The organism is bacterium, assembly GCA_040756715.1.
GTDB lineage: Bacteria > UBA9089 > UBA9088 > UBA9088 > UBA9088 > JBFLYE01.
Genome location: JBFLYE010000006.1, coordinates 1 through 9,485 on the forward strand (window position 1 = coordinate 1; position 9,485 = coordinate 9,485).

General features: G+C 39.3%; 8 protein-coding genes. All 8 read left to right on the plus strand.

The features are described 5' to 3' along the window. The first annotated feature begins 372 nt into the window (after nucleotides 1-372). The 8 genes from rny to AB1397_00175 all read left to right on the plus strand — a co-directional run bounded on the left by rny (nucleotide 373) and on the right by AB1397_00175 (nucleotide 9,413). Nucleotides 373-1,920 (plus strand): ribonuclease Y, encoded by a 1,548-nt coding sequence (gene rny / locus AB1397_00140; GenBank protein ID MEW6481414.1) that lies wholly within the window; start codon nucleotides 373-375, stop codon nucleotides 1,918-1,920. A gap of 13 nt (nucleotides 1,921-1,933) precedes the next feature. Beyond that, nucleotides 1,934-2,431 carry an SMC-Scp complex subunit ScpB gene (scpB, locus tag AB1397_00145; GenBank protein ID MEW6481415.1) on the plus strand — a complete coding sequence of 166 codons (498 nt, stop codon included), beginning with the start codon at nucleotides 1,934-1,936 and terminating at the stop codon, nucleotides 2,429-2,431. Then, entirely contained in the window at nucleotides 2,428-3,774 is a 1,347-nt protein-coding gene (locus tag AB1397_00150) for a T9SS type A sorting domain-containing protein (protein MEW6481416.1), read from the plus strand. The genes scpB and AB1397_00150 overlap by 4 nt, the downstream gene beginning before the upstream one ends. After that, nucleotides 3,771-4,463, plus strand: a complete 693-nt coding sequence (locus AB1397_00155; GenBank protein MEW6481417.1) for an MTAP family purine nucleoside phosphorylase — start codon at nucleotides 3,771-3,773, stop codon at nucleotides 4,461-4,463. Before AB1397_00150 ends, AB1397_00155 begins: the two co-directional genes overlap by 4 nt. Before the next feature lie 63 nt (nucleotides 4,464-4,526). Next, nucleotides 4,527-6,626: a ribonucleoside triphosphate reductase gene (locus tag AB1397_00160; protein ID MEW6481418.1), complete on the plus strand. Its 2,100-nt coding sequence runs from the start codon at nucleotides 4,527-4,529 to the stop codon at nucleotides 6,624-6,626. A gap of 30 nt (nucleotides 6,627-6,656) precedes the next feature. Continuing rightward, complete coding sequence (locus AB1397_00165) at nucleotides 6,657-7,988, plus strand: DNA recombination protein RmuC (protein ID MEW6481419.1); 1,332 nt, start codon at nucleotides 6,657-6,659, stop codon at nucleotides 7,986-7,988. A gap of 126 nt (nucleotides 7,989-8,114) precedes the next feature. Next, nucleotides 8,115-9,029, plus strand: a complete 915-nt coding sequence (locus AB1397_00170) for a DNA adenine methylase (protein ID MEW6481420.1) — start codon at nucleotides 8,115-8,117, stop codon at nucleotides 9,027-9,029. Between the two features lie 66 nt (nucleotides 9,030-9,095). Beyond that, nucleotides 9,096-9,413 (plus strand): hypothetical protein, encoded by a 318-nt coding sequence (locus tag AB1397_00175; GenBank protein MEW6481421.1) that lies wholly within the window; start codon nucleotides 9,096-9,098, stop codon nucleotides 9,411-9,413. The last annotated feature ends 72 nt before the right edge of the window (nucleotides 9,414-9,485 follow it).

The window sequence follows — 9,485 nt, forward strand, 5'->3', positions numbered from 1 at the left end:
CACATTTTTCAATGTCATACGAAGAGAGAAGGAGCCTGGTAGGTCCTCTAAACCTTTCCGCCACAGGCTTTCTTTCCCTTGGGTATTGAATGGTTACATGCCTTTTAAATAAATGGAAAAATGTAATCCACAGCCCCCTTATCAGCTCAATTATTGCTTGCACAAAAAAAGTATAAATTTAAAAGAGCTTAAAGTCTAGTTTTTTTGTTATAAAATTATAAGGATATGACATATAAAAAAAATTTGACTTAAAGATAAGAATAAATTATACTAAAAATAGGTTTTGAAGGCAATGAAAGATAAAAAATTTATATATATTTCAATAAAATTTCCTGCCTTTAAACCCTAAATTTTTTAAAGGGGGTTAAATAAATGAACAACATTTACATCTACATAATTATTGTTATATCTGCCTCTTTATTAGGAATTCTAATTGGATACATTATAAGAAAGGCTTACGAGAAACTGACAAAAAGAGAGGCACAGAAAGAGGCAGAAAGAATAATAGAGGATGCAAAAAAAGAGGCTACTTCTCTAAAGGAAAAGCTGCAATTGGAGGCAAAAGAAACACTCCACAAAGAAAGGATTGAGCTTGAAAGGGAAAACAAGAGGGAAAAGGCAAATCTTACAAGGCAAGAAGAAAGGATAAAAAGGAGAGAGCAGGATATTGACAGAAGACAGGATGGAATAAGAAGGCAGGAGGAAAGGCTAAAAAGGGAAGAGGAAAATCTAAAGAAAAGGGAGGCAGAGATTCAAGAGATAAAAAAACAAGAGCTTAAAAAGCTTGAAGAAATTTCTAATATGAACATTGATGAGGTGAAAAAGATGCTTATTGCTGAGGTGGAGCAGGAGGCAAGGTATGAATCAGCAAAGATAATAAAAAAAGTTGAAGAAGAGGCAAAAGAAGAGGCAGAAAGGAAGGCTCGCGAAATATTAGCAGAATCAATTGGTAGATTAGCCTCTTCCTATGTTGCAGAGAATACCGTCTCTACGGTTTCTCTCTCATCAGAGGAGATGAAGGGAAGGGTTATTGGAAGGGAGGGAAGAAATATTAGAACATTTGAATTAACCACAGGGACAGAGCTAATTATTGATGATACGCCTGATGCGGTTACCATTTCATCCTTTGATCCTGTAAGGAGGGAGATAGCAAGGGTTTCTTTGGAAAGGCTAATAGCTGATGGAAGAATCCACCCAGGAAGAATAGAGGAAGTTGTGGCTAGGACAAAGGAGGAAATAGAAGGGAAGATGAAGGAAGAGGCTAAATCTGTTGCCTTAAGCCTTGGGATTCATAATCTTACACCCAGGGAGATAGAATTGCTGGGAAGGCTTAAGTATAGAACAAGCTATGGACAAAATGTCTTACAACATAGCATTGAGGTTGTTCATATAGCCTCTATAATGGCTTCTGAGCTTGGAATAAAGGATTTGAGGCTTGTAAAAAGAGCCGCCCTTCTCCATGACATTGGGAAGGCCATTCCTTCAAAAGAAGAGGGCTCACATATTGAAATAGGAGAAGAGGTTTTAAGACAGGCAGGAGAGGATGAGCTTCTTATCAATGCTGTCATTGCCCATCACGGACAATTTCCTTTTAAAAGCATTGAGGCTGTTCTTGTTCAGGCAGCTGATGCTGTTTCTGCTTCTCGTCCAGGAGCCCGAAGGGATACCATTGAGGCATATGTAAAGAGGCTTGAAAAGCTAGAAGGGATAGCAAATAGCTTTCCTGGCGTAGAAAAGGCTTATGCTATTCAGGCAGGAAGAGAGATGAGGGTTATTGTTAAATCAGAGGAGATAGACGATGTAAAGACCTTTAGCCTGGCAAAGGATATAGCAAAGAAGATAGAGGAAGAGCTTGAGTATCCTGGATTAGTAAAGGTAAATGTAATCCGTGAGATTAGGGCTGTGGAATATGCGAAATAAAAGTGTATAGTGTATGGAAAACATTAAGACAAAGTCCATAATTGAAGCATTGATATTTTCACAAGAAAACCCCCTATCAGAAAAGATGCTTGCAAAAATCCTTGAAAAGAAAGAGGATGTTATAAAATCTGCAATTTGTGAATTAAAAGAGGATTTTAAAGATAGGGCTATTGAGCTTACCAATATTGCCGGTGGATGGAAATTTCAGACAAAGAAGGAATTTTTTCCCTGGATAGAAAAGCTTTCTCCTTCTAAAAAAATAAAATTGTCAAAGCAGACCCTTGTTACATTAGCCATTATTGCCTATAATCAGCCCATAACCAGGCAGGGGATAGAGAGGATAAGGGGTGTGGATTCACATGGTGCAATAAATAGCCTACTTGATTGCGAATTTGTTGAGATAGCGGGAGTAAAAAAGTCTCCAGGAAATCCATTTCTTTACAGGACAACCAAGAAATTCCTTTTAAGCACAGGCCTTCCTGATATATCAGCCCTTCCAAAAATACAATGATAAGTCAGGAATCAGGAGTCGGGGGTCGGGGGTCAAGGTGGTATCGGTTCAAGACTCAAGACTCAAAGCTCTTGGCTCTTGGCTTATTGATTTTTCTCCTTTTTCCATCCCTTTTGTTTTCTGCCCCATCCCTTTACAATAAGTCACCATCTGAAGAAAAAATGATAGAAACAAAGGGGCTTTCTCCCACCGGAACAATTTCAGTATTATTTTTAAGGGTTGAGTTTTCTGATGTTAGCTCTAACCATCAGGATTTTACAGAATATATGAATAAGATGGGCGATTATTATAAAAATGTATCCTCGGGAAAGCTTAATTTGGTATCCACAATTACTCAGGTCTTTGCTTTAACAAAAACAATGGCTTATTACGGAAATCCTGAAAAGCCAGAGGAGCTAAAAAATGATGCAATAGCAACCGCCACAGCAGAGGGGATTAACCTTTCAAATTATGATTCTATAATGCTCCTCCATGCAGGATGTGGCGAGGAAACAGACAATGGTCTTCATCCTGAATGGATTAGATCCTCCTATATTGATGGAACATATAGCACAATCCCGGAGATGGAAAATTTTGGCATTTCTCCCTTTGGTGTATGGTGTCATGAATTTGGCCATCAGCTTGGAGTTCCTACTACCTTACCCGACCTTCCGGGAGCTGGAGTCTGGTCTTTAATGGATACAGGGTGCTACAATGGGAATGGCGAATACCCGGCAGGGCTTGATGCATATTCAAGGATTAGGCTTAATTGGATAGTTCCCCAAACAGCAACCACAATAGCTATTGATCCAAGATTAGATTACCCTGTCTATCAGCTTGGGATATTTGGACAAGAATGCTTCCTGGTTGAAAAAAGGGATGAGCCTGGGCTTCCGGGCAAGGGGTTCCTTGTTTGGCATCTTGTTTGGCATCAATCGGGCGATTTAGATAGGCTTTCCCTCCTTCAAGCAGATGGAGGAAATTTAGGTGATTCGGGCGACCCATTTCCTGGCTCTACAAGGAATTTCCTTTTAGATGATTATACCAACCCATCTTTAAGATACTTTAATGGAAATCCATCTGGGTTTAGGATAGAGGTTTTAATCCCCCATATTCCAAAGGCAAAGGTCTTTCCAAATCCAATAAACCTAAATGAAACAAAGAGGGTTTTCTTTGAAGTAGAAAGAGAAAGCTCAGTTTTTATTTACAACATCAAGGGAGAGAATATAAAATATTTAAGAGACTTTCAGAATACGGGAAGGATATATTGGGATATAGAAAATATAGCCTCTGGTGTCTATATTTTTATGGTAACTGACAAAGACAGAAATCGCTCTTTTGGAAAGATTGGGATTATAAAATGAAGGCAATCATTGCAGGATTTTCTCCCTTTGAGCTTGGATTTGATGGCTTTTCTGAAAAGGAAATAGAAACAGAGAGAGGAAAGGCTCAGCTTTTTATAAAAGAAGGCATTGTTTTTCTTCCCAGGCATGGAAAGGATAAAACAATTCCACCCCATATTATCAATCATCAAGCAAATATGCTTTCCCTAAAAAGCCTTGGCGTATCTCAAATTATCTCAATAAACTCGGTTGGCTCTTTAAAGGAGGAGATTACACCCGATGACTTTCTTGTGCCTGATGATTACATAGGTTTATGGGACACAAAGACATTTTATGATGATAAAATCGTCCATATTACCCCAGGGTTAGATGAAAATACAAGGCTCTTGATTATGGAGATTGCTAGCTCTTGTGGAATAAAGCCGATTGATGGCGGTGTATATGTCCAAACCCGAGGACCTCGGCTTGAGACAAAGGCAGAGATAAGGTTTTTAAAGACATTAGGGGATGTGGTTGGAATGACAATGGCTTCTGAGGCAACCATTGCCAAAGAGCTTGATATTCCTTATGCCTCATTGTGTATGGTGGATAATTATTGCAATGGAATAAAGGAAGAGCCCCTCTCTTTTTCTCTGATAAAGGAAGCACAAAGAAAAAAGATGGGGTATCTGTTTAACTTCGTTAAACAATTGCAAATTGAAGGCCGATAAAAAATTTAAAATTTACAATTTAAAATTTAAAATTAAGCGAAGCGACAAGGAGGGGGAAATATGATGATTAAACACATTAGAAAGCGTGATGGAAGGCTTGTTCCATTTACTCAGGAGAAGATAACCGAGGCGGTCTTTAAGGCAACCAAGGCAGTAGGTGAGCCAGACAGAAAAAAGGCAGAAAAGATTACCAGGCAAGTGGTTGCGGCTATTTCGGTTATCTATAAGGATGAGAGGGTTCCTACCGTAGAGAATGTCCAGGACTTAGTGGAAAAGATGCTCATTGAGGATGGCTACGCTGAAGTAGCCAAGGCTTATATCCTCTATAGGGAACAGCATGCAAAGCTTCGGGAGACAAAGGCACTTCTTTCTGATGCGGTCTCTATGGTGGATAGCTATTTGGGGGGGAAAGATTGGAGGGTTCGGGAAAATTCAAATATGAGCTATTCCTTACAGGGGCTAAACAACCACATATTTTCCCTTATAACCTCCAATTACTGGCTTTCCAAGCTATATCCCCAAGATGTAAGGGATGCCCATATTTCTGGGGATATTCATATCCACGACATTGGTGTCTTATCGGTTTATTGCTGTGGATGGGACCTGAAAGACTTGCTTACTAGAGGTTTTGGTGGTGCCTTGGGGAAGGTTGAATCCTCACCTCCCAAGCACTTTAGGTCTGCTTTGGGCCAAATTGTCAATTTCTTCTATACCCTACAGGGAGAGGCAGCAGGGGCCCAGGCGTTTTCAAACTTCGACACACTCCTTTCACCGTTTATCCGTTATGACGGCTTGTCCTATAAGGATGTTAGGCAATGCCTTCAGGAATTTGTCTTTAATATGAACATTCCCACTCGGGTAGGCTTTCAAACCCCTTTTAGTAATATCACAATGGATGTTACACCACCGAGAAACCTTGCCAAAGAATATGTAATTATTGGAGGAAAACCACAGGATACAACCTACGCTGAGTTTGAAAAAGAAATGTTAATGATCAACAAGGCATTCTGCGAGGTAATGGCAGAGGGCGATGCAAAGGGAAGGGTATTTACCTTTCCCATTCCCACCTATAATATTACAAGGGATTTTAAATGGGAGGATGAAAATTTAGAAGCCCTTTGGGAGATAACCTCAAAATATGGCATCCCCTATTTTTCTAATTTCATAAACTCTGATATGTCTCCTGAGGATGCAAGGAGTATGTGTTGCAGACTTAGATTGGACAACCGCGAGCTCAGAAAAAGAGGAGGCGGGCTATTCGGCTCTAATCCCTTAACCGGCTCAATTGGTGTGGTTACCATAAACCTAGCCAGGGCAGCCTATCTTTCAAACCACAATGAAGAGAAATTTTTTGAAAGGCTAGCAAGCCTTATGGAGATTGCCAAGGAAAGCCTAGAGATAAAAAGAAAAGTAATTGAAAGACTAACCGATGAGGAGCTATATCCCTATGCCAGGCACTACCTTTCATCTATTAAAGAGGGATTTGGTGGCTATTGGAAAAACCATTTCTCAACCATTGGGCTTATCGGGATGAATGAGGCTTGTCTTAATCTTATTGACTCTGATATTGCAAGTCCTGAAGGAAAAAATCTTGCCATAAAAACATTAAGTTTTATGAGGGAGAAAATCTTAAAATTTCAGGAAGAGACCGAGAGTCTTTATAACATTGAGGCAACCCCGGCAGAAGGAACAACCTATAGGCTTGCTATGCTTGACAAAGAGCAATACCCCGAGATTATTACAAGCGGGACAAACAAACCATATTATACAAATTCAACCCACCTTCCCGTAGGCTATAGCGATGACCTATTCTCTGCCTTATCCCATCAGGATGAGCTTCAGGCATTATACACAGGAGGAACGGTATTTCATGGGTTTATTGGAGAAAAGATTGACAACCCTAAGATGTGTAAATTGCTAGTAAAGAAAATTGCCGAAAGATTCTCCCTTCCCTATTACACAATCACCCCAACCTTTAGCATCTGCCCAATCCATGGTTATATCAAGGGTGAACATCCTACCTGCCCAAAATCCTCAGGCAATGGGCTTTGCCATACAAAATGCGAGGTTTATTCAAGGGTGGTCGGATATTACAGACCCATTCAGCAATGGAACGATGGAAAGCAGGAGGAATTTAGGGAGAGAAGGGAGTATAAAATATAATATATTCTTTAGGAAGATCTACCGAATGTTATGGTAACCATTATAGGTTTTAGCTTAGGTTTAATCATGGGCGGAATTATGGGATGGCTTATTGCCTCTTTGAAGGCTAAAACTAGAGAGGTATTGAACAATGAGCTAAGGCAGCAGATTCAACACAGAGATTCTGAAAGAGACAAGCTTAATGAGGAACTCGTTGCGGAAAGACAAGCTAGGGTTGAGGCAATTACAAGACTTGAGGAATCTCAGAAGAGATTTGAGGAAGAAAAGGACCTTATTGAGGCAATGAAAAAGGAGATGGCCGATACATTTAATGCCCTTTCATCTGCCGCCTTGAAGAGTAGTAGCGAGGACTTTCTTAAGCTTGCCTCTTTGCATCTGGAAAAGATTATTGCCGATACAAAGGGAAGGCTGGGAGAGCATCAAGCAGCAATTGATGGGCTAATCAAGCCCCTTCAGGATGCTTTGAAAAGATCCGAGGAACAGATAAATAATATTGAGGCAAAGAGGAGGCAGGATTATGGGGGTTTACAAGAGCAGATTAAACTACTTGGCTTAACCCATCAGCAACTACAGAAAGAGACAAGCAATCTTGTCACTGCCTTACGGAAACCACAGGTTAGTGGTTCATGGGGTCAGCTTTCATTAAGGAGGACAGCTGAGCTTGCCGGGATGACTGCCTACTGCGATTTTTATGAGCAGGTTTTAGTATCCACTGAAAGGGGTCATCTAAGACCTGATATGGTGGTTAAGCTTCCCAATGGCAGGGAGATTGTGGTAGATGCAAAGGCACCGGTTGATGTCTATCTAAATGCAATATCCGCATCACAAGAGGAAGAGAGAAAGAAGGGTATAGCCCAGTATGTTAATCAGGTAAGGATGCATATAAATAACCTTAGTTCCAAATCTTATTGGGAGCAATTTCCAAACTCTCCCGAAATGGTGGTGATGTATTTACCGGGAGAATCATTCTTTAGTGCAGCCGTGGAGTATGACCATAAGCTTATTGAAGAAAGTAGCATTAAAAAGGTAATCCTGGCTACGCCAACCACCTCTATTGCCCTCCTTAAGGCGATTGCTTGTGGTTGGCAGGAGAAGGAGATGGCAAAAAATGCTGAGCGAATAAGTATGCTAGGTAAGGAGCTATACGAAAGGATTAGCACACTGGCAAAGCATTTTGACGATATGGGTAGTGCAATTAAAAGGGCAATGGATGCTTATAACAAGGTAATCGGTTCAATGGAAGCAAAGGTGTTACCTTCAGTAAGAAAATTTAGAGAATTGGGGGTTAAGGTTGCAGGTGAAATACCCCCTTTTGAAGAAATAGACCATCTGCCAAGGAGGCTAATTTCTGGCCCAGAATGAAGATTTAGGAATTAAGAATTTGTAGTTTTTAGTTTTAATAAAATGTATACCTCTCAAAAAAGTGATATAATAAACATAATAAAAAGAAAAAAAATGCAAATGCTCTTGCCATTTTATTATTCTTCTGTGGATAAAAAGAGACAAATCCTTGCTCGCTTATCCAGGAATGGTTTGAGAAAGGGATATAAGCGTTATTTGGGTTCCCCAATCCGTTATGCGGGTGGAAAAAGTTTAGCCGTGGGTTATGTAATTGAATATTTGCCCGATAATGTAAAAAGGGTGATTTCGCCCTTTTTTGGCGGTGGGTCGGTTGAGATTGCAATTGCTAAGAAATTAGGTATTCCTGTTCTTGGTTTTGAGATTTTTGACATTCTTGTAAATTACTGGCAGATTCAAATTAGTAAGCCTGATGAGCTTTACCAAAAACTAGCAGAGTTAAAGCCGACAAAAGAGGAATATGCGAAGGTAAAAGCTAAATTAAAGGCACACTGGAAAAAAGAGATAACATTGCCTTCCCTTGAACTCGCCGCTTATTACTATTTTAACCATAATCTCTCTTATGGGCCAGGATTTCTCGGCTGGATGTCAAAAATCTATGAAAATTCTGAAAGGTATAGTTTGATGATTGAGAAGGTTCGTGATTTTAATCTAAAAAATGTTTGGGTTGAATGTAAGTCTTTTGAGAATGTTCTTCCAAAATTTAGAAACGATTTTTTATATTGTGACCCACCTTATTATCTTGGAAAGGATAGCACCCTATTTCGTGGAATATATCCTCAGCGAAACTTCCCAATTCATCATAATAATTTTGACCATGAAAAATTGCGTGATTTGCTGTTAAATCATCACAGAGGAGGGTTTATTCTTTCTTATAACGATAGCCTTACCATAAGAAAATGGTATTCAGAATGTCAGATTATAGAGGTTTCGTGGCAATACACGATGGGACAGGGTGAGACAAGAATTGGTTTAAACAGAAAAAGAGAAAACAGAAATCATGTTAAAAAATCTAATGAAATTTTGGTGGTGAAATATGCATAGGAAGAAAGCAATGACATCAGAAAAGGCAAGTTTTGTTAAAAGACAAGGCCATCGTGATGCAAAAGAATGACACGATTTGAGGAAGATTATTCTTTCCAGGCAATGAATGGGTTGGGGAAATTGTTTCTTGCGTGCATAGAGTGTTTTCCAGAAACATTTACAGAATATCAAAAGAACAAAAAATTATACAAGGAAAGGCTTCAATTTCCAATGATAGAATTGTGCAAGAGGCTAAAGAATCAAAATATACTTTCTGCTTTTATTGATAAAGCAATGTTTAACAGCGGCGAAGTGAATTATCTGGCAATAAAACACGAGGGAAAATTTCATGTGTTTTGGTCAAGGGATGTGGTTGAGATACTTATAGTATCTTCCATTACTTAGTGCAAAAATAGTATTTAAGAAATTTTGAATTCTAAATTTTGAATTTTGAATTGAAAAAGGTTAAGTTTTATA

Bases quoted from the DNA above. Each gene is read 5' to 3' on its own strand.
- rny (MEW6481414.1), top strand. From the start codon at position 373: ATGAACAACATTTACATCTACATAATTATTGTTATATCTGCCTCTTTA.
- scpB (MEW6481415.1), top strand. From the start codon at position 1,934: ATGGAAAACATTAAGACAAAGTCCATAATTGAAGCATTGATATTTTCA.
- AB1397_00150 (MEW6481416.1), top strand. From the start codon at position 2,428: ATGATAAGTCAGGAATCAGGAGTCGGGGGTCGGGGGTCAAGGTGGTAT.
- AB1397_00155 (MEW6481417.1), top strand. From the start codon at position 3,771: ATGAAGGCAATCATTGCAGGATTTTCTCCCTTTGAGCTTGGATTTGAT.
- AB1397_00160 (MEW6481418.1), top strand. From the start codon at position 4,527: ATGATTAAACACATTAGAAAGCGTGATGGAAGGCTTGTTCCATTTACT.
- AB1397_00165 (MEW6481419.1), top strand. From the start codon at position 6,657: ATGGTAACCATTATAGGTTTTAGCTTAGGTTTAATCATGGGCGGAATT.
- AB1397_00175 (MEW6481421.1), top strand. From the start codon at position 9,096: ATGACACGATTTGAGGAAGATTATTCTTTCCAGGCAATGAATGGGTTG.